The 19,642-nt window shown below is 68.1% G+C and carries 20 protein-coding genes and 1 pseudogene; 10 read left to right on the top strand and 11 right to left on the bottom strand.

Annotated elements, in window-relative coordinates; all coding sequences use genetic code 11:
• Positions 1–132: 132 nt before the first annotated feature.
• Together ACYZGB_RS19350 and ACYZGB_RS19345 are read right to left on the bottom strand one after the other, a co-directional pair.
• A complete protein-coding gene (locus ACYZGB_RS19350; protein WP_462390481.1) occupies positions 133–888 on the bottom strand; it encodes a YdcF family protein in 756 nt (251 codons plus the stop codon).
• A gap of 75 nt (positions 889–963) precedes the next feature.
• Positions 964–1,752: an alpha/beta fold hydrolase gene (locus tag ACYZGB_RS19345; RefSeq protein WP_462390480.1), complete on the bottom strand. Its 789-nt coding sequence runs from the start codon at positions 1,750–1,752 to the stop codon at positions 964–966.
• Positions 1,753–1,858: 106 nt separating this feature from the next.
• On the opposite strand from ACYZGB_RS19345, the gene ACYZGB_RS19340 reads away from it, so the two are divergent.
• Together ACYZGB_RS19340 and ACYZGB_RS19335 are read left to right on the top strand one after the other, a co-directional pair.
• Entirely contained in the window at positions 1,859–2,380 is a 522-nt protein-coding gene (locus ACYZGB_RS19340; protein WP_462390479.1) for a flavin reductase family protein, read from the top strand.
• Positions 2,377–2,967, top strand: coding sequence for an MOSC domain-containing protein (locus tag ACYZGB_RS19335; protein ID WP_462390478.1), 591 nt, complete (start codon positions 2,377–2,379; stop codon positions 2,965–2,967). Before ACYZGB_RS19340 ends, ACYZGB_RS19335 begins: the two co-directional genes overlap by 4 nt.
• 19 nt (positions 2,968–2,986) lie before the next feature.
• Here ACYZGB_RS19335 and ACYZGB_RS19330 read toward each other — a convergent pair whose 3' ends face one another.
• Genes ACYZGB_RS19330 through minC form a run of 4 tightly spaced genes read right to left on the bottom strand, consistent with a single transcriptional unit; the run spans position 2,987 to position 5,326 of the window.
• Entirely contained in the window at positions 2,987–3,379 is a 393-nt protein-coding gene (locus ACYZGB_RS19330) for a VOC family protein (RefSeq protein WP_462390477.1), read from the bottom strand.
• A 37-nt stretch (positions 3,380–3,416) separates the two neighbouring features.
• Positions 3,417–3,683: a cell division topological specificity factor MinE gene (minE, locus tag ACYZGB_RS19325; RefSeq protein ID WP_056163087.1), complete on the bottom strand. Its 267-nt coding sequence runs from the start codon at positions 3,681–3,683 to the stop codon at positions 3,417–3,419.
• 3 nt (positions 3,684–3,686) lie between these two features.
• Positions 3,687–4,505 carry a septum site-determining protein MinD gene (gene minD / locus ACYZGB_RS19320; RefSeq protein WP_063462148.1) on the bottom strand — a complete coding sequence of 273 codons (819 nt, stop codon included), beginning with the start codon at positions 4,503–4,505 and terminating at the stop codon, positions 3,687–3,689.
• A 44-nt stretch (positions 4,506–4,549) separates the two neighbouring features.
• Entirely contained in the window at positions 4,550–5,326 is a 777-nt protein-coding gene (gene minC, locus ACYZGB_RS19315; protein WP_462390476.1) for a septum site-determining protein MinC, read from the bottom strand.
• Between the two features lie 170 nt (positions 5,327–5,496).
• On the opposite strand from minC, the gene ACYZGB_RS19310 reads away from it, so the two are divergent.
• Entirely contained in the window at positions 5,497–6,420 is a 924-nt protein-coding gene (locus ACYZGB_RS19310) for a DMT family transporter (protein WP_462390475.1), read from the top strand.
• A gap of 9 nt (positions 6,421–6,429) precedes the next feature.
• Here the strand turns inward: ACYZGB_RS19310 and ACYZGB_RS19305 are convergent, their stop codons facing one another.
• The 3 genes from ACYZGB_RS19305 to ACYZGB_RS19295 are packed head-to-tail and all read right to left on the bottom strand — an operon-like array spanning position 6,430 to position 8,460.
• Positions 6,430–6,810, bottom strand: a complete 381-nt coding sequence (locus tag ACYZGB_RS19305; RefSeq protein WP_462390474.1) for a hypothetical protein — start codon at positions 6,808–6,810, stop codon at positions 6,430–6,432.
• A gap of 28 nt (positions 6,811–6,838) precedes the next feature.
• Positions 6,839–7,465 (bottom strand): CDP-diacylglycerol--serine O-phosphatidyltransferase, encoded by a 627-nt coding sequence (gene pssA / locus ACYZGB_RS19300; RefSeq protein ID WP_462390473.1) that lies wholly within the window; start codon positions 7,463–7,465, stop codon positions 6,839–6,841.
• Positions 7,462–8,460: a LysR family transcriptional regulator gene (locus ACYZGB_RS19295; protein ID WP_462390472.1), complete on the bottom strand. Its 999-nt coding sequence runs from the start codon at positions 8,458–8,460 to the stop codon at positions 7,462–7,464. The genes pssA and ACYZGB_RS19295 overlap by 4 nt, the downstream gene beginning before the upstream one ends.
• Before the next feature lie 79 nt (positions 8,461–8,539).
• On the opposite strand from ACYZGB_RS19295, the gene ACYZGB_RS19290 reads away from it, so the two are divergent.
• Complete coding sequence (locus ACYZGB_RS19290; protein ID WP_462390471.1) at positions 8,540–10,489, top strand: acyl-CoA synthetase; 1,950 nt, start codon at positions 8,540–8,542, stop codon at positions 10,487–10,489.
• A gap of 91 nt (positions 10,490–10,580) precedes the next feature.
• Complete coding sequence (locus tag ACYZGB_RS19285; protein ID WP_462390470.1) at positions 10,581–11,576, top strand: Bug family tripartite tricarboxylate transporter substrate binding protein; 996 nt, start codon at positions 10,581–10,583, stop codon at positions 11,574–11,576.
• 283 nt (positions 11,577–11,859) lie between these two features.
• On the opposite strand, the gene ACYZGB_RS19280 is transcribed toward ACYZGB_RS19285, so the two are convergent.
• A complete protein-coding gene (locus ACYZGB_RS19280) occupies positions 11,860–13,935 on the bottom strand; it encodes an acetoacetate--CoA ligase (RefSeq protein ID WP_462390469.1) in 2,076 nt (691 codons plus the stop codon).
• A gap of 107 nt (positions 13,936–14,042) precedes the next feature.
• On the opposite strand from ACYZGB_RS19280, the gene ACYZGB_RS19275 reads away from it, so the two are divergent.
• The 4 genes from ACYZGB_RS19275 to ubiM all read left to right on the top strand — a co-directional run bounded on the left by ACYZGB_RS19275 (position 14,043) and on the right by ubiM (position 18,014).
• Positions 14,043–14,654 (top strand): TetR/AcrR family transcriptional regulator, encoded by a 612-nt coding sequence (locus ACYZGB_RS19275; protein WP_094290006.1) that lies wholly within the window; start codon positions 14,043–14,045, stop codon positions 14,652–14,654.
• Positions 14,655–14,892: 238 nt separating this feature from the next.
• Entirely contained in the window at positions 14,893–15,789 is an 897-nt protein-coding gene (locus tag ACYZGB_RS19270) for an alpha/beta fold hydrolase (RefSeq protein ID WP_462390468.1), read from the top strand.
• A gap of 203 nt (positions 15,790–15,992) precedes the next feature.
• Positions 15,993–16,424, top strand: coding sequence for a hypothetical protein (locus tag ACYZGB_RS19265; RefSeq protein WP_462390467.1), 432 nt, complete (start codon positions 15,993–15,995; stop codon positions 16,422–16,424).
• 282 nt (positions 16,425–16,706) lie between these two features.
• Entirely contained in the window at positions 16,707–18,014 is a 1,308-nt protein-coding gene (gene ubiM / locus ACYZGB_RS19260) for a 5-demethoxyubiquinol-8 5-hydroxylase UbiM (protein ID WP_462390466.1), read from the top strand.
• A 196-nt stretch (positions 18,015–18,210) separates the two neighbouring features.
• On the opposite strand, the gene ACYZGB_RS19255 is transcribed toward ubiM, so the two are convergent.
• Complete coding sequence (locus ACYZGB_RS19255; RefSeq protein ID WP_462390465.1) at positions 18,211–19,116, bottom strand: class I SAM-dependent methyltransferase; 906 nt, start codon at positions 19,114–19,116, stop codon at positions 18,211–18,213.
• 368 nt (positions 19,117–19,484) lie between these two features.
• Between ACYZGB_RS19255 and ACYZGB_RS19250 the strand changes: the two are divergent.
• Positions 19,485–19,642, top strand: a pseudogene (locus ACYZGB_RS19250) (IS256 family transposase); the annotation flags it as partial.

Here is a 19,642-nt window from a genome sequence, read left to right as displayed (position 1 = left end):
TACCGATGAGTAGCACCCTGGGTCTTGCCAGCAACAGCCCAATGGCACAGGCATCCATACCGCTCTCGCCTTGGAGCGCCGCATGGCCCGGCATTTGGTGGGCCGCTCTTGAGGTTTATCTGCGGAATGGTGTCAAGGGTCCAGCGCCTGCTGCACCAGAATCCCCAGCCATTCGTGCAGCGCCAGGCTGCTGTCGGCCAGCGCGGAGGCCCGGGGCAGCAGCCGGTACAGCTTGCGCGCCTGCCCCCCCTTGAAGCCCGTGGGGGCGGGCAGCACCTGCAGCCCGGCGCGTTCAAAATCCCGCGTCGCGCGCACCATGTGCCAGGCATGGGTCACCAGCGCAATGCGCTCGATGCCCGCCGCCTTTAGCTGCACGGCCGATTTTTCGGCGTTGCTGCGGGTGTCGAGCGATTCCACCTCGGTCCAGCGCACCCGGCCCTTGAACTCGCGCTCCACCACGTCCTTCATCACCAGCGCCTCGGCGCGCATGCCACCCGCCGAGCCCCCCGTGGCCAGGATGGGCAGCCCCGTCTGCTGCTGCAGGTACACGGCGTAGCGCACCCGCTCGCGGGCGCCCCGGCTGAGCACGTCCACCCCATACTCAGGGGCCACGGTGTCGGCCCCGCCCCCCAGCACCACAATGGCCTGGACCTGCGCCTGGGGCAGCTGTTTGGGCGCCACGGCGGGGTGGCGCTCCAGGCTGCGCACCAGCGCATCGGCCACGGGCGGCCACGACAGCGCCAGCACGGACAACAACGACAGCACCACCACGGCCATGCCCGTGCGGCGGTGGTAGCGCGCGAGCCACAGGCCCACAAACGCGAGCAGGATGCTGAACACCGGCGGCATCAGCAGCGCAGACAGGATTTTCTTGAGGGCAAACAGCATAGGGGTCACATCCGAGGCGGCGATCATGCCAGCACACAGCGGCCGGCCCCGGCCCGGGCGGCGGCCACCCGCCGGTCAGTGCAGCCAGCGGCGCCGGGCCAGAAAGTCCAGCAGCGCGGCGTCAAACCCCTCGGGGTCCTCCAGCTGCGGCCAGTGCCCGACATGGGGCAGCTGCAGTGTTGCCGCATCGGGCAGCACCTGGGCCAGGGCTTCCAGGGCCACCGGCGGCGTGCAGCGGTCCAGGTCGCCACCCACCAGCAGGGCGGGCATGGTCAGCTGCGCCAGGGCGGCGGCGCCCCGGTCGAACGTGGGCAGGGCCGCCAGCGCGCGCCGGTAGGCCCCCGGGTAGACCTGGGCCAGCGCATGGCTGGCCAGCCGCACGCCTTCGGGCAGCGCGCCGGTGCCGATGAACTGGGGCACCAGCGTCTGCGCCAGCTGCTCCATGCTGCCACCGGCGTCCAGCGCCTCCAGGGCGCGCAGGCGGGGCGCCACCCAGTCATCCACCGCCTGTGCATCCAGCGCAGGCCCGCCCGCGCACAGCACCAGGCGGCGCACCTTGGACGGGTCGCGCACAGCAGCCTCCAGCGCCACCATGGCGCCCATGCCGTGGCCCACCAGCGCCACGGGACCGCCCTGCAACGCGTCGATCAAGGCCAGACAGCTCTGCGCCAGCGCCTTGAAGGTGTAGGGCTCCACCGGGGCGCTGCGGCCATAACCGGGCATGTTCCAGGCCACGGCACGGTACCCGGCGGTGGCCAGAGTCTCCACCTGGGGGGCGAATGTGAGGTGGTCGCCGTCAGCGTCGTGCAGCATGAGCACGGTGGGGCCCGAGCCCAGGGTGGTGAAGGTAGGAAGGACGGCCATGCGGTGGAACCAGTAAACCCCGCAACAGCGCGGTGGTGGGAGCCGCCTGATAATAGTTGCTCCCCTCCCTTGCCCCCAATTGCTGCCCCTGCGGGCGCCGCCCTTCGTGAACCCCTCGCCCCCACGCCCCGCCCTTGCCCTGCCTCCGAGCTTCTCCACGCGCGAGTTCCGCAATGCGCTGGGCATGTTTGCCACGGGCGTGACCATCGTCACCGCCCGCAATGCGGCGGGTGAGCTGGTGGGGCTCACGGCCAGCTCGTTCAACTCCGTGTCGCTGGAGCCCCCGCTGGTGCTGTGGAGCCTGTCGCATGGCGCCAGCTCCATGCCCGCCTTTGCCGATGGTTCGCACTACGCCATCCATGTGCTGGCCGCAGACCAAAGAACGCTGGCCGAGCGGTTCGCCACACGCGGCATCGACCGCTGGGCCGGGCTGGAGCACCGCCCCGGCATCAGCGGAGCCCCGCTGCTGGCCGGTGCCGCCGCCACCTTCGAGTGTTTCAACCGCAGCCAGTACAAAGAGGGTGACCACACCATCTTTGTGGGCGAGGTGGAGCGCTGCGAGCACCGCGAAGGCGCATCGCCCCTGCTGTACCACGGCGGCAAGTTCTACACCGAGCACCCGCTGTGACCGCCGCCAACGTGGTAGTGCGCCACGTGAACATCGGCGCAGCCCGGCGCCTGAAGATGGGTGAGCGGTCCATCCTCAGCGCCATCGGCAAAGCGCCCGTGACCGGCCCGGTGGCCGTGGGCCCGCTGGGGCTGACGGGCGACGAGCAGGCCGACCTGAGCGTGCACGGGGGCCTGGCCAAGGCGGTGTATGCCTACCCTGCCGCGCACTACGCGTTCTGGCAGGCCCAGCGCCGCGAGCGGGGCGTGAGCCTGTTCGACGAGACATTGCCGCCGGGTTTCCTGGGAGAGAACCTCACTATCGACGGCCCGCTGGAGCACGAAGTGTTTGTGGGTGACGAATGGCATTTTCCCGACTGCGTGCTGCGCGTGACGGCACCGCGCGAGCCCTGCTTCAAGTTCACCGCCATCATGGGCTTTGCCCAGGCGGGCCGCGCCATGGCGGTGGCGGGCTGCTGTGGCTACTACCTGGCGGTGGACCGGCCCGGCACCCTTGCCGCCGGGCAAACCGCCACCGTGGTGCCCGGGCAGCGCGGGCTGAGCATCGCCCAGGCGTTTGCGGGCAAGTTCGCCAAACACGCCCGCTGACAACAGCTGCCGGGCAGGCTCAAGCGTCGCCGTGGCAACAGACGCAGAGCTTGTTGCCCTCCGGGTCGCGAAAGTACGCCCCGTAGTAGTTCACGTGGTACTCGGGCCGCAGGCCTGGCGGGCCTTCGCAACGGCCGCCGTGCTGCAGGGCCAACGCATGCACCGCATCGACCGTGGCGCGGTCGGCAGCCAGCAGCGCATTCATCGCACCGTTGCCAGGCATCGCAGGCTGGCCATCAAAAGGCCGGCCGATGAGGAACAACGGGCGCGCCACCCCGGGGGTCTGCCACCCGGCCCAGGGGCGATCAGACTCGGTAAAACGCAGCACCAGACCGAGGCGCTCCAGCACGGGGCTGTAGAACGCCATCGCCCGGTCAAAGTCGTTCACGCCGATGAACACATGGGACAGCATGGCAGGGCCTTTCGCACGGCGCTTGACGCGCTGCGCTTCAACGCACCGTATCAGGCAGCTCGATCTTGACTTCGAGCACTTCGAGGTTGTCCTGGCGCTCCAGGTGCACCTTGAGGTCTTCCGGGTTGATCTTCACGTACTTCGAGATCACGGCCACCAGTTCGCGCTGCAGCGCGGGCAGGTAGTCGGGCTCGGAGGCATTGCGGCCGTTGCGTTCGTGCGCCAGGATGATTTGCAGACGCTCCTTGGCCACACTGGCCGTCTTTTTCTTTTCGCCGAGCAGGAAGGAGAGGAAAGAAGCCATGGCTTATTTGCTCCCGAAAAGGCGTTTGAAGAAACCAGGCTTTTCTGCCTCGATGAAGCGCAGCGGCTTGTCGGTGGCACCCAGGAAGCGGTCAATCACATCCTTGTAGGCCTCGCTCACATCACTGCCCTGTGAATGGATCGCTGGCGTGCCCTGGTTGGACGACTGCAGCACCACTTCCGATTCCGGGATCACCCCGATCAGCTTGATGCGCAAGATGTCCTGGATGTCCTCCAGGCTCAGCATCTGGCCGTCTTCCACGCGGCTGGGGTTGTAGCGCGTGATCAGCAGGTGCTCCTTGATCGGCTCGCCGCCTTCAATCGCACGCTTGGTCTTGCTGCCCAGCATGCCCAGGATGCGGTCGGAGTCGCGCACGCTTGACACCTCGGGGTTGGTCACCAGCAGCGCCTCGTCGGCAAAGTGCATGGCCATGAGGGCGCCGCTCTCGATGCCAGCGGGCGAGTCGCACACGATGTACTCAAAACCCATCTCGGCCAGGTCCTTGAGGATCTTCTCCACGCCGTCTTGCGTGAGCGCATCCTTGTCGCGCGTCTGGCTGGCGGCCAGCACGAACAGGTTGTCGCACTGCTTGTCCTTGATGAGGGCCTGGTTCAGGTTGGCCTCGCCCTGGATCACGTTGATCAGGTCATACACCACGCGGCGTTCGCAGCCCATGATGAGGTCCAGGTTGCGCAGGCCGACGTCAAAGTCGATCACAGCGGTCTTGTGGCCGCGCAGGGCGAGGCCGGAGGCGAAGCTGGCGCTGGTGGTGGTCTTGCCCACGCCACCCTTGCCGGAGGTCACGACGACGATTTTGGCCATGTGTTGCTGATTCTCTGTGGGGTTGGTACGAATGAAATAGGGGCTCAGGCCAGCGGCTCGATGAGGAGCTTCTCGCCTTCCAGCCGCACCTGGGCGGGTTTGCCACGCACATCGGCGGGCAGCTCGGTCTCGGTGGTGCGGTAGATGCCCGCGATGGAGACCAGCTGGGGCTCCAGGCAGGTCGAAAAAATGCGCGCTTCGGTGTTGCCCCGCGCGCCGGCAATCGCACGGCCGCGCAGCGGGGCATAGACGTGGATGTTGCCGTCGGCAATCACCTCGGCGCCAAAACTCACCACGGCCATCACCACCAGGTCGGCGCCGCGCGCATACACCTGCTGGCCAGAGCGCAGGGGCTTGTCCACCACCACGGTGCCGGGGCCAGGCATGGGCACCTGCACCGGGACTTCACGCACCACTTCCACCTCGACCTCGCGGATCACCTCGCGCACCACCTCCTGGACCGGCGCGGGCGCCTCGGCACGCGCGGGGGGCGCATCGGGCGCTGCGGCCAGGCCCACAGCGCGCGCAGCCTCCATCTGGACAGGGCTGCCGCCGCGCACGGCCACGGGCAGGGTGCTGTGGCGACGCAATTCGGCCACGATGGCACCAAAATCGATGGGCGCTTCAGCCTCGCGCACAGGGGCCAGGTCGATCAGTACCGGGTCGTTGTCAAAAAAGCCCGGGGCGTCGGCCACGCGCTCGGCCAGGTCGGCCGCAAACTGCACGGCGTCAGTGGTCTTGAGCAACACGGCCACCACGGGCAGCGAGGCGCTCTTGAGGTCAAAGCTGGTGCGGGCCTGGGCCGCCGTCGTAAGGGCCATGAATGAAGGGCGTGGAAAGGGGCGCGGGAAGCTGTTTCAGAAGGCGCAAAGTGTACCGTGGGCCCGTGTAAGCGCCTGTTCCGGCGCTATGGGTGCGCAGAAGCGGGGTTGCAACCGGCCGCGCCACGCAGGCGACCACCCGCGCGCACCACCCCTTTGATAATCCCCCGATGCCTTCGACCCGCAAAACACACCTCGACGCCCTCGCCATCTCCCTGCTGCTCGCCTGCTGCATGTTCTGGGGCTTCCAGCAGGTGCTGGTCAAAGCCACGGTGGCCGAGGTGGCGCCCGTGTTCCAGGCGTTTGTGCGCTTTGCGCTGGCCACGGTGGCGGTGGCTGCGTGGTGCCTGTGGCGCGGCGTGCGGCTGTCGGCAGCGGCCGAGCCCGCCGGGGCGGCCCGCGCCGGGCTGCTGGCGGGGGCGCTGTTTGCGGGCGAGTTTGCGTGCATTTATCTGGGCCTGCAGTACACCACCGCCTCGCGGCTCACGGTGTTTTTGTATGCCTCGCCTTTCTGGGTGGCGCTGCTGCTGCCGCGCTTTATCCCGGGCGAGCGGTTGCAAGGCTGGCAATGGCTGGGCCTGGCTGCCGCGTTTGTGGGCGTGGGGCTGGCGCTGGGGGACGGGTTGCTGGGCCCTGCCAATGCCGCCCTGCCCCAGGCCTGGCTGGGCGATCTGCTCGGGCTGGCAGCCGGGCTGATGTGGGCGCTGACCACGGTGGTCATCCGCACCACGCCGCTGGCGCGTGTGGCCCCGGCCAAACAGCTGCTCTACCAAGTGGGTGTGAGCACGGCGGTGCTGCCGGTGTTGTCGCTGGGCCTGGGCGAGGTGTGGGTCTGGCAGTTCAGCGGCTTTGCCTTGGGCTCGCTGCTAGTGCAGGCGCTGGTGGGCGCGTTTGTGAGCTATCTGGTCTGGATGTGGATGCTGGCGCACTACCCGGCGACCAAGATCTCGGTATTCGTTTTCCTCACGCCCGTGTTTGCGCTGCTGTTTGGCGCGCTCTGGCGGGGTGAGCCCGTGACGCCCGGGCTGGTGGCAGCGCTGGTGCTGGTGACGGCGGGCATTTTGCTGGTGAACCACAAGCAAGCGGCTGCATAGGACCACAAATTACCCTCCCAAGCCGAGGTAGAGGAAGGCCAGCAGGGAGGCGATTGCGAACGCTGCACCGATTCGCAGAACAAGCCAGCGAAAAGCCTCGTACTCCTTGGCATTGCCACCTTGGTGCAGGCTCTGCACCGGGACGGATAGCAACGCCACCACACCGCACGCCATTGCTGCCAGCATCAGCAACAAGGGGCCTCCAGTCAACACCACCAAGGTGTTGCGCCGACCCGCAGGTATTCTCAATCGCCCCGCGCTGGCTGCCAGCACACAAACCACCAGCAGACCGAATGCGTACCGCAAACTCGACGCGCGTTCTTTTTCATCCGGCCTACTGCGGCGCTCCTTCCCTGCTCTATCCCGTCGTTCACGCTCAGACTTGGTCATATGCAGAGCCAAGGCAAAACGCTGTCGATCAAAACTTCGGGATCTTGATCCGGCTGATCATCAACGACCCCGACACCGCAAACACCAGCACCAGCGGGTGCAGCGTGAAGCCGCCAATCAGCACCTTGCCAAACCACAGGTGCTCGCGCACCGCGCCCATCGCACCTGCCAGCGCCATCAGGCCTACCAGCACGATGGAGGTGGGGATGGGTGTGCCCTCGAAATACTTCACCTTGCCCGTGCCTTCGGACAGCGTTTCGGCCGTGACGTTGTAGCGCGCCAGGCGCGAGACGCCGCAGGCCACGAAGTAGGCCAGCACGATGCGGTCATACAGGCCCTGCATGCCGCAGCCGTAGGCGATGATGGCCGGGGCCACGCCGAACGAGATCACGTCGGCCAGCGAATCCAGTTCGCGGCCCATGGCCGAGCTTTTCTGGCGCCAGCGGGCGATGCGGCCGTCGAGCACGTCAAACACCAGCGCGGCCAGCACCAAGGCGCAGGCGAAGTAGATGTGCACGATGTCGCCGGTCTCCAGGTACGACATCACCGAGAACAAAGCCCCCACGCCGCAGAACGCGTTGCCCAGCGTGAACCAGTCCGCCAGGTGGAACTCACGGATCATCGAAAAACGCTTGGGGGGGTTGGGTGTGTTCATGAAAGGGGCGCTGGGATGCGCGCAGTGGACATCAGCGGCATTATGGGCGCGCCGCCGGGGTGGGCTGCGTGGCCCTCGCCCACCTTGGCCAGGATGAAATCGATCAGGGTGCGCACCGAACTGGTCTGGTAGCGATTGGGCATGTAGAGCAAGAACATCTGCGTGCCGAACACGCTCAGGCGGTAGTCGTCGAGCGCGGTCACCAGCTGGCCCTGGTCCACCAGGTCCTGCACCACATAGTCGGGCATCAGGCCCACGCCCAGGCCCGCCAGCACCGCGTCGCGCAGAAACAGCATGTTCTCGGACAGCAGCGTGGGCCGGGGCAGCACCTCTTCGCGCTGGCCGTTGCGGTAGGCGGCCACGCGCAGCTCGCGGCCGATAAAACCTGCCGAGATGAGGGGCACCGCCCCCAGGTCGCTGAGCTGCCGGGGCAGGCCCTGCACCTGGGCATAGCCGCTGGAGGCGCAGACCACATACCGCACGGCCCCCAGGGGGCGGGCTACCAGCGCGGGCGGAGGCTCGGTCATGATGCGGATGGCGATGTCCACGTCCTCGCGCACCAGGTCGCTCACGCGGTTCTCGAACATCACCTCCAGCAGGATGCCGGGGTAAAGGCGCTTGAACTCGATCAGCCACCCGGCCATGACCACCTGGCCGTAGCCCACGGGCATGCTCAGCCCCACGCGGCCCTGCAGGCTCTTGCCCAGGGTGGCGATGGTCTCCTGCGCAGCCAGGATCTCGTTGACGATGCTGCGGCCATGGTCGTACAGGCGCAGCCCCACCTCGGTGGGCTCCACGCGCCGGGTGGTGCGGCGCACCAGCTGCACGCCCACCGATTTTTCGAGCTGGGCGAGGTGGTAGCTCACGTTGGCTCGGCTCATCTTGAGCTTGCGCGCCGCCAGGCTGAGGTTGCCCGCGTCCAGGATCTCCACCAGCAGGGTCAAGGCCGAGAGGTCCAGGCGGTCGGCAGCCGACGGTTTGTCAAAGTTTTTCATACAGAGTGTCAATGCTTCATGGGATTGTCAAGAAATCCTGTCGCTACAACAATGGATGTTCTGCTCCCCTCCTGCGCCCATGGCCACCACCCCTGCTCTTCACCCTCCTTTCACCCGGTCCTTTCTCATCTGCAGCCCAGAGGACGTTGAACGGCTCGAAGCCCGGCCTCTGGCCGAGGCGCTGCCGGTGCAAAGCACCTACGAGATCTTCGTGAACTCTGCAGCGGCGTTTGGCGACAAAACGGCGCTGAGCTTTTTGCCCACGGCCGACCCGGCGGACGAACCCATCCGCTGGTCGTATGCGCAGCTGCTCACCGGCATCCACCAGACGGCCAACCTGCTGCACCACCTGGGCGTGGGCACACAAGACGCCGTGGCCGTGCTGTTGCCCGGCTGCCTCGACTACCACCTGGCCCTGTGGGGCGGCGAGGCGGCGGGCATCGTGCAGCCGCTCAACCCCATGCTCACCGACGAGAAGATCGCTGCCATGATGACCTTGGCACGCGCCAAGGTGCTGATTGCCTATGGCGCCGAAGGCGATGTGGGCTATTGGAGCAAGGCCCAGCGCCTGATGGGCATGGTGCCCACGCTCACCACCGTGCTGCGCGTCGCCCCCCACGACGAAGCCCCTGGCGCGGCAGGCCCGCTGCCCAACGGCGTGGTGGACCTGGCCGAGCGCCACCAGCACCCCGGCGACCACCTGATGAGCGGCCGCCACATTGCCGCCACCGACACCGCTGCGTACTTTCACACCGGCGGCACCACAGGCGCGCCCAAGCTGGCGCGCCACAGCCACGGCGCGCAGGTGTTCACGGCCTGGGGCAGCGTGCAGATGCAGGGCATCACACCCGAGGATGTAGGCATCAACGGCTACCCGCTGTTCCATGTGGCGGGGGTGCTGCCGGGCTCACTCGCGGCGCTGTCGGCGGGGGTGGAAACCATCATCCCGACCACCGGCCTGTTCCGCAACCGGCAGGTGATTGCCAACTACTGGCGGCTGGTGGAGCGCTACCGCTGCACCTACCTCTCGGCCGTGCCCACGGTGCTGGCGGCGCTGGCCAACGTGCCGCTGAATGGGGCGGACATCTCCACCCTGCGCTACTGCCGCACCGGCGCGGCCATCCTGGCGCCCGAGCTGGCGGCGCGGTTTGAGCGCCTGTTTGGCCTGCACATCCACGAAAGCCTGGGCATGACGGAGATGGCGGGCATTTCCACCATCACCCCGCCCGGCGTGCACGCGCCTGCGGGCTGCGTGGGCTGGCGGTTGCCCTACACGCAGCTGCGCGTGGTGGCGCTCGATGGGCAGGGCAATGCGTCCGACCAGGACATGCCACCCGGCCAGCCGGGCATGGTGCTTTTCCAGTCGCCCAACCTGTTCTCGGGTTTTCTCGACGCAGCCGACACGGCCAAGGCCTTCACGCCCGATGGCTGGCTGGCCACCGGTGACCTGGGTTTTATGGACGACCAGGGCCGCCTGCACCTGAGCGGCCGCTCCAAGGACCTCATCATCCGCAGCGGCCACAACATCGACCCCAAGGTGATCGAAGACGCGCTGGGCGCCCACCCCGCCGTGCAACTTGCTGCCGCCGTGGGTGCGCCCGACGCCTATGCGGGCGAGCTGCCCGTGGTCTACGCCACGCTGGTGCCCGGTGCGCAGGCCGTGACCGAGGCCGAACTGCTGGCCTACACCGCCGAGCGGGTGGACGAAGCCGTGGCCCGCCCGCGCTGGGTGCAGGTGCTGGAGACCATGCCCGTGACCAACGTGGGCAAGATCTACAAGCCTGAGCTGCGCCAGCGCGCGGCATGCCACACAGTGCAGGCGCTGGTGGATGGCGTGTGCGCCACCGAAGCCCCGGGCCAGCCCCGTCCCCAGGTACTGCCCGAAGGCGACAACGCAGTGCGTGTGGCCGTAGCCCCCGGCTCGCAGGCAGACGCACTGGCCGCCCGTCTGCGCGAGGTGCTCGCGCCCCTGCCCATCACCGTGCGCATCACCACCGCACCCGCCGCTGGGAGCCCCCAGGCCGCATAAGCCTATGGCGTGACAGCCAGGCCCCGACCCGCCACCATGCATGGCGCAGCCCGCTGAGTGAGTTTATATATCCATGACAGGAGACAAACCGATGCCCTTCCACCCCATGATGTCTCGCCGCACCTGGCTCGGCGCCGCCGCGCTGGCCGTCGCCTGCACTGGCACGTCGGCCTTCGCGCAGGCCTACCCCAACAAGCCCATCAAGATCGTGGTGCCCTTTGCCGCTGGCGGCGCCACCGACGTGCTGGCGCGTGTGCTGGCCGAAAAGATGGCCGTGGGCCTGGGCCAGCCCATTGTCATCGACAACAAGCCCGGCGCGGCCGGCATCATCGGCACCGACGCGGTAGCTAAAGCCGCGCCCGACGGCTACACGCTGCTGCTGGGCCTGAGCAACTCCATGCTCACCAACCAATTCCTCTATACCAAGCTGCCCTACAACCCCGAGAAGGACATCGCGCCCGTCTACCAGATCGCGATTGCGCCGCTGGTGCTGGTGGCACACCCCAGCGTGCCCGTGGCCACGGGCCCCGAGCTGCTGAAATATGTGGCCGCGAACAAGGGCAAGGTGGCCTACGGCTCGTACGGCACGGGCGCGTACCCGCACCTGGCCGGGGCCTACATGAGCCTCACGCAGAACGCCGACATGAGCCACGTAGCCTACCGGGGCGAGGCGCCCATGGTGCAGGACCTGCTGGGCGGGCAAATCCAGATCGCGTTTGCCAGCGCACTGCAAGCCAAGCCCCACATCGAGTCGGGCAAGCTCAAGGCCATTGGCGTGAGCGGCCAGCGCCGCATGGGCACCCTGCCCAACGTGCCCAGCCTGACCGAACAGGGCCTGAACGACGAGGCCTATCGCGTAGCCGGCTGGCTGGCGTTTGGCGCACCCGCTGGCACGCCGCCCGCCATCCTGGAGCGCATTGCACAAGAAGTGCGCAAGGCCACGCAGCTGCCCGACGTGGCCCAGCGCATTGCGGCCATGGGCTTTGATGTGCAGAACAGCTCGCCCGCGCTGTTCTCCGCCGCGATTGCCAAAGAGCGGCCGGTGTGGGAGCGCTTGATCAAGGCGTCGGGGGCGAAGCTGGATTGACGGATTGACGGATTGAGGGGCGGGGCAGCTTTCTACCGCCCCCACCGGTCATGGCGCCCCTGAACACTCCCTCTCCCCTCGCGGGAGAGGGCCGGGGAGAGGGGGTGGTGCGGCACTGCCCCTTGGCACAGGCCCCCTCTCCCCCACCCTCTCCCACGGGGGGAGAGGGAGTCACACCGCGGCGCCGCTGGTGCTCAGATGTTTTTGGCCTGTACCAACAGTGTGGTGATGCAAAAATTCAAGCAAAAATGGTCGCTACCACGCTCCCAGCATACGCGAATAGCTATGGATTTTGTAGCTTTCCAGCCCGCTCCGCAGCAAACGCCACATACCAGTCCAGGCACCCCGGATTCGCCATCGCGTCCTTGTTCACCACCTTTTCGATCGGCTGGCCCAGCAGCAGCTTCTTGATGGGCAGCTCCTGCTTCTTGCCGCTCAGCGTGCGCGGCACCTCGGCCACGGCAAAGATGTCGTCGGGCACAAAACGCGGGCTTAAAGCGATGCGCACCGCGCCGTTGATGCGGGCGCGCAGGGCATCATCGAGCACGCTGCCGGGGCGCAGCACCACAAACAGCGGCATGTAGCTCTCGCGGCCCAGGTACTCCAGGTCCACCACGAGGCTGTCGAGCACTTCGGGCAGCGCTTCCACCGCGCTGTAGATCTCGCTCGTGCCCATGCGCAGGCCGTGGCGGTTGATGGTGGCATCAGAGCGGCCGTAGATGACGCAGCCGCCATTGGCGCCGATCTTGAGCCAGTCGCCATGGCGCCAGACCGCGCCCATGCTGGCGGGGCCGTCGCCACCGCCGGGCTGGCGGCCGTGGCCTGCGGGGTACATGTCGAAATAGCTCGACAGGTAGCGGCTGCCATCCTTGTCGCCCCACAGAAACAAAGGCATCGACGGAATCGGCTGCGCGCAGACCAGCTCGCCCACCGCGTCCTGCACGGGTCGGCCCTCGGCGTCCCAAGACTCCACGGCAGCGCCCAGCATGCGGCACTGCATCTCGCCAGCGACTTGTGGCATCTCGCGGTTGCCGCCGATGAAGGCGCCGCAAAAATCCGTACCGCCCGAGATGTTGTTCCACCAGATATCGTGCGTACCAATGGCCTCGAACTGCGCCGTGCCCCACTCCTGCACCTCGGGCGACAGCGGCGAGCCGGTGGTGCCCAAAGCGCGGATGCGCGTGAGGTCGCCGTAGTCGGTGAGCGTAATGCCCGCCTTCATGCAGTTGGCAAAAAACGCCGCGCCCGCGCCGAAGAAGGTCACCCCCGTCTGGGCCGCAAAGCGCCACAGCACGCCCCAGTCCGGGTGCTCCTTGCTCCCGCCGGGGTTGCCGTCGTAGATCACGCAGGTGGTGCCCGAGAGCAGGCCGCTGAGCTGCGCGTTCCACATCACCCAGCCGGTGGAGCTGTACCAGTGGTAGCGCTCGCCAAAGCTGTTGGTCTCGTAGCTGCAGCCGATGTCGTTGTGCAGCACCTTGAGCTGCAGCGCCACCAGCACCGTGCCGCCATGGCCATGCACGATAGGTTTGGGCAGGCCTGTGGTGCCGCTGGAGTAGACGATCCACAGCGGGTGGTCAAACGGCAGCCACATCGGCTCGAAGGCCTCAGTTTCAGCATCATCTTGGGCTGTTGCGCGCGTCCAGCTTGCCCAACCAGCTATCGAAACAGAAGCATCGAGGTTGCCCAGCAGTACGGTGTGCCGCAGGCTGGGCAATGCCGCGCGCAACTCGGCCAGCACGCCGGTGCGGTCGTGGTCGCGGCCACCGTAGCTCACGCCATCCACGCCGATCAGCACCTTGGGCTCGATCTGGCGGAAGCGGTCGAGCACGGCGTGCGTGCCCATGTCGGGCGCGCAGATGCTCCACACGCCGCCAATGCTCACCGTGGCCAGGAAGGCGACCATCGCTTCGGGCACGTTGGGCAGGTAGGCGGCCACGCGGTCACCGGGCTCAACCCCCTGCGCCTTGAGGTGCAGCGCCAGGGACGCGACCTGGCGGCGCAGCGCGGGCCAGCTCAGCTCGCGGTGGTTGCCTTTTTCATTGCGGCTGATGATGGCGGGCAGGCCTGCGGCGTGGGCGGCATCCACATGCCGCAGCGCCTGGCGCGCGTAGTTGACCTGAGCGCCAGGAAACCACAACGCACCGGGCATGGTGTTCTTGCCCAGCACGGCGGTGTGGGGCGTGGGCGATTCGATCCGGAAATAGTCCCACACGCTTTGCCAGAATGCATCCAGCTCGGTGGTGGACCAGCGCCACAGCGCGTCGTAGCTGTCGAACTGAAGCCCGCGCTGGTCGCGCAGCCAGTTCTGGTACAGGCGGATCTGGGGGATGTAGGGGGGGGTTTGGTGTGTTGTCTCCATGGCGACGCAGCGTACCAGTGGCACGGGGTGCAGGCCAGCCAACCCCGTCACCCGGTTGACAGCAGGGTGAAATGCATATTTCGCACATTCGTGCTAAATTCCACCCCATGGATGCCAAGACCCAGAAAGCAGAACTCACCCGCGCCGCCATCGTCGGCGCGGCGCTGGACCTGGCTGCGGCCGAGGGGCTGGAGTCGATCACGCTGCAGGCCGTGGCCGACCGCGTGGGCCTGTCCAAGAGCGGCGTGTTCTCGCGTGCCGGCTCGCGCGAGGCGCTGCAAAAGGCGGTGATCGAGGAGTTTGGCCGCCGCTTTCTGGCCGATGTGTTTGTGCCCGCCATGCAGCACCCCAAGGGCCTACCGCGCCTGCAGGAGATCATGCGCCGCTGGATTGCCCGCACGCGCGATGTGGAGGCCTTCACCGGCTGCATCTACACCGCAGGCGCCTTCGAGCTGGACGACCGCGAGGGCGAGCTGCGCGACCTGCTGCATTCCGAAATCACCCGCTGGCGCGCCGCTTTGCGCCGTACGGTGCTGCAGGCCATCGAGGCCGGGCACCTGCCCCCCGACACGCCGCCCGACCAACTGGTGGCCGAGATGTATTCCCTGATCATGGGCCTGTTGCACGACGTTCGCTTCCTGCGCGATCCGCAGGCGGCGCAGCGCACCGAGGCGTCCTGGGCGCGCCTCGTCAAGAGTTACCTCCCCTCCCCCGCCTGATGCGCGGTGGTGTGCTATGGAGACCTCTTGTTTTTTTATGCCCCAATTTCGCACAACCGTGCGAAGAAAGGAAACACCATGTTGATCATCCTGGGCATTGCCGCCATTGCGGCCGCAGCGGGCGCCATCCGGGCGCTGCGCAGCACCCTCACCAGCCTCCCGCGCAGCAACCGGGACTGGGTTTTTTACTGAGCCACCCACCGCGCCCGCCCCATTCCATTTCTTCAGGAGCCCCACCATGAACGCCTCCTCCCCCTCCGCGCTGCAGGCCACCGCTGGCTACTACGGCGAACACCCCGGCATGCGCCTGCTGCGCCTGGCGCTGGGCACCACCGAGCGCCTGTGGCCCGCACTGGCTGTGCGCGTGGCCTCGCGCCTGTTTGGCACGCCCCTGCCCCTGCGCAAACCCGGCCGCCATGCCGTGCCACCTGGCCCATGGCGCACCGAGCGCTGGGCGTTTGAAGACGCCGAGATCACGCTCTACCTGCCCCAGGCGCAGCCGCACGGCCCCACGGTGCTGCTGCTGCACGGCTGGGGCGGCCATGCGCGCCAGATGCTGCCGCTGGCCGATGCCCTGACCGCGCGCGGCCTGCGCCCGGTGCTGGTGGATATGCCCGCCCACGGCGGCAGCCGAGGCCGCGTGAGCAACCTGCCGCAGTTCGCCCGCGCCATCGAATACACCACCGCCCGCCTGCACGCGCAGGACGCGGCACCCCACGCCGTGGTGGCCCATTCGCTAGCGGCCAACGCTGCGGCCCATGCGGCCAGCCGGGGCCTGGCCACCGGGCGGCTGGTGCTGCTGGCGCCGCCCGCTTCGCCGCACGAGTACACGCGCCTGTTCGCGCAGGTGTTTGGGCTGGCCGAACGCACGCGCGCCGCCATGCAGCGGCGCATCGAGGCGCGCGAGGGCATCCTGATGCGCCAGTTCGAGCCCCCGGCCGTGGGCCCGCGCATCACCTTGCCCACGCTGGTGGTGCACGATCGGGGCGACCGCATCAACCGCTTTGTCGACGGCGAGGCCTACCGCGACCACATCCCCGGCGCCACGCTTCTGGCCACCGAGGGACTGGGCCACCGCAAGATCCTGCAGCAGGCCGAGGTGCTGCAGGCGGTGGCCGACTTTGTGGCTGCCTAGCCCACCGCCCCCTCCATCGCATCGCCGCCCATCCGGTCCCGGCGGGCCATGGCACGCGGCCTGCAGCGGGCCGCAGGGGAGGTGGCACGCGCAGCCTCTATCATCGGCACCCACACCGGCAAGGGTGGTGTGCGCCAAGGCCTCCCGTCTTGGCGCGGCGTCCTGCTGGTGCCCCTGCTTGCTGCCACCTGGTGCCCTCTCCGATGCCCCTGCTCCTGTCCGCCTGGCCCGCCGTGGTCCTCCTGCTGCCCGCCCTGGTGCTGGTGTCAGCCATCGTTTTTCTGGCCAAGGGCAACCGCCGGGCGTTTGCGCAGCTGCTAGCCCTGGCCGCGTGTTTTCTGATTGGTGCGCTGCTTATGGAGTTTTTCACCTTCATGGGCGCACTCATGGCGCGCTCGGGCAGCCAGCACACCACGCCCGAGGTGGGCACGGGCACACGCCAGCTGCTGGCGACCATCGCCAACCCCCGCTCCATCACCGCACCGCCGCTGTCGCTGGCCGCCTTTGCCGCGTACAGCATCCCCGCGTCTTACCTGTGGCTGCTGGTGACCTGGGGGCTGCACCTGCGCGGCAAGAAGGCTGGCACGGCCAAGAAGAAACCGGCCAGGGGCACACGCAAGGCCGCCAAGGACTGAGCGGCTGAGCGGCTGAGCGGCTGAGCGGCTGAGCGATGGTGACGGTGGGAGCCAGCCCACCGCGCGCAGCGCAGGGCCGGGGGCCAGAAATTTGAAGGTTTTTTGGCCGTTACCGCGCGCTGGTATTGCCTTGATAGCTATTATTTGTATAGCAATTACCTGCGCAGCCGCTTGACCCAGGGCAAAACCCGCCGCGCAGGCCGCGCCCACAATGGCAGGCGCTCCAGATGCGATGTCTGGGCAGGCCCGGCACTGTTCGGCCGACTTCGATTTCTCCCTGCCATGACCACCACCCACCACAGCGACGTGCTCATCGTCGGCGCAGGCCCGGCGGGCCTGTCGCTGGCCATCTCCCTGGCCCAGGCCGGTTTCACTGCCACCGTGGTCGAGCAGCAGAGCGACAACGCCCTGGCCCAACCCGCACCCGATGGCCGCGAAATCGCCCTCACCCACCCCAGCCGGGCCACGCTGCAGCGGCTGGGCAGCTGGGCCCACCTGGCCGACCACGAGGTGGGCCAGATCGCCGAGGCCCAGGTGCACGACGGCCCACTGGGCCGCCACAGCGCGCTGCAACTGAACGCGGCCAGCGGCGCACACAGCGGCGATGCGGCGGCTCCCGGCGCCCTGGGCTTTATCGTTCCCAACCACGCGCTGCGCCGCACGGCCCACACCGTGGCAGCTTGCACGCCGGGCGTGCGCCTGCTCACCAGCACCCAGGTCACCCGCGTTGCCACGCTGCCCGGCCATGCCGAACTGGACTGTGTGCCCACCGCCCCCGGCGACCACACCACGCCCCAGCGCCTGACGGCCCCGTTGTTGGTGGCGGCCGACAGCCGCTTCTCGGCCACGCGCCGCCAGCTGGGCCTGGGCGCGCAGATGACCGACTTTGGCCGCACCGTCATCGTCTGCCGCATGCGCCACACCCTGCCCCATGGCGGCGTGGCGCACGAGTGTTTTGGCTACGACCGCACCCTGGCCGTGCTGCCGCTGCCGGACGACCCACACGAAGGGCATGCGCTGTGCTCGGTGGTCGTCACCGCCGGTGCTGCCGACGCCGCCGCGCTGATGGCACAAAGCCCCGAAGCCTTTGCCTCCCAGGTGCAGGCGCAGTTCAGCGACCGGCTGGGCCCCATGGTGCTGGTGGGCGAACGTTATGCCTACCCGCTGGTCGCCGTGTTTGCGCAGCGCTTTGCGGGCCACCGCTGCGCGCTGCTGGGCGACGCCGCCGTAGGCATGCACCCCGTGACGGCCCATGGCTACAACCTGGGTCTGGCCGGGGTGGAGCGGCTCACGGCCGCGCTGGTCAGCGCCCGCCAGCGCGGGCAGGACATTGGCAGCGCCGACGCCCTCGCCCCCTACGCCCAGGGCCACCACCGCCACGCCTGGCCCATCTACCAGGGCACCAACGCCATCGTGCGCCTGTACACCGACGCCCGCCCGGTGCCGCGCCTGCTGCGCCAGCTGGTGCTGCAGGGCGCGCGGCGCCTGCCGCCGCTGCAGGCGGCCATCGTGGGGCAGCTCACGGGCCAGGCCCCCGCGTGGATGCGCATGCTGGCGCCCGGGCAGGCGGCGGGGCTGCGCAACGGCTAGCGGCTAGCGGCCAACGCCAAGCTCTACGGGCTTTCGGATAGTTGTCCCTCAATATTGAAGCGGACAGCTACTTTTCAGCTGCACAACCTCTGCCACTGGCGCGTCCCAGGCCACTGCTACCCGTGGAACTGGCTTTGCCAGGCCACGGGTGGCGCCCCCCTGCAGGGGAAGGCGCCAAAGGCGACTCAGAGGGGCTTCAATCCGTCACCGCCAACGTGGCCACCCCATACACCGGCGCGCCCAGCCAGGGCCGCCACAGCGCATCCAGCGCAATGCCCGCCCAGCCATAGCCCTCGGCCGCGCTCTGCTCACGCAGCAGCCGCAGGCGCGGGTGCACGGCAGCCAGCTCGGCCATGCGGCCCACGCCCCAGCAGAACTCGGCCCCCGTGGGCCCCACGCCGGGGTGCCGGGCGGCCCGGCCCACGGCCTGGCGCGTCAGCACATCCAGCACCATGCGCGAGCCCGGGGGCGCACACTGCGCAAACTCGGCCAGCACCGCCTGCACCTGCGCGGGCTGCAGGTACATCAGCACGCCCTCGCACACCAGCAGCACCGGCTGCGCGCTGCTGCGCGATGGCAGCCCCAGGCGCTGCCACCAGCCAGGCTGGGTCAGGTCCACCTCGGCCTGCTGCATGCGCGGGCCCAACACCAGCAGCAGCTGCTGGCGCAGCGCCATCACCTCGGGCAAGTCGGCATCGAGCCACTGGTTGGCGCCCGCATCCAGCCACTGGAAATGCTGCGTGAGCCCACACCCCAGGTTGGCCCCCAGGCCCTGCGGGTGCGCCGCAAAAAAGGCACGCCCCGCATCCTTGACGGCCCCGGTGCGCCACAGCACCTGGAACACCGTGGGCAGGTCGTCCAGCAGCGCATCCACATCGGCACCCAGGCGCTGCAACAACTCACTCGCCACGGCGTCGCGGCAGTCCAGCCACGGAAAGTAGCGCGCCCCCCGCGCCCGCGCCGCCAGCGGGATCAGCAGGGTGCTGGGCACGGGGGGCAGGTGGGCGCGCTGCAGCAGGCTGCTGGGGCGGCTGGCCGGGGCCACACGCGGCACAGGGCTGCGCAGCGGTCGAACACGGCGTCGGGCGGGGGTCTGCGGCACGGGCGCTCCTCCTGTGGCGGCGGGCGCCACGGTGGGGTGGGATGCGGGAGGCCCGGAATCTGGGCCTGCGCCATTGTGAACGGATTGTGGCTGGGTGCGGTGGCCTGCAGCGTTACACGGACTTACAACGCCGCGGCCGGAATCCCTTGCCCCGTGACTGAGTGGTCCCTACAGTCTGGCGCACCAAAGGGAGGAGAGGGAATGCAACGCTTGATTGAGTCGGTGCTTGTCAAACGCGTCAATGTTTCGCCACGTTCTGTGGGGCAAACCCATTGGCAGAGCTTGTTTCAAGTACTGGTGTTGATCGTGCATTGCGAGCCTGTCAGAAATTTTGTGTGTGATGCATAGCATGTCAACAAGGAGCATGAATGCCACGCAAGACGAAGACAACCGCAGCGACGGACAAGGCGGCGCAGCCGCAATTCTCAGCCGCAGCGCTTGAGCAACTGATCCCCGGGCCGGTGACGCCAGCCGAGCTTGAGGGCATCTTCCAGCAGTTCAAGAAGGCCGTATTGGAGCGCGCACT

The sequence above is a fragment of the Acidovorax sp. Q11 genome (assembly GCF_054950075.1).
The sequence above is the reverse complement of the archived record's forward strand: the minus strand, read 5'-3'. Positions and strand labels throughout refer to the sequence as shown.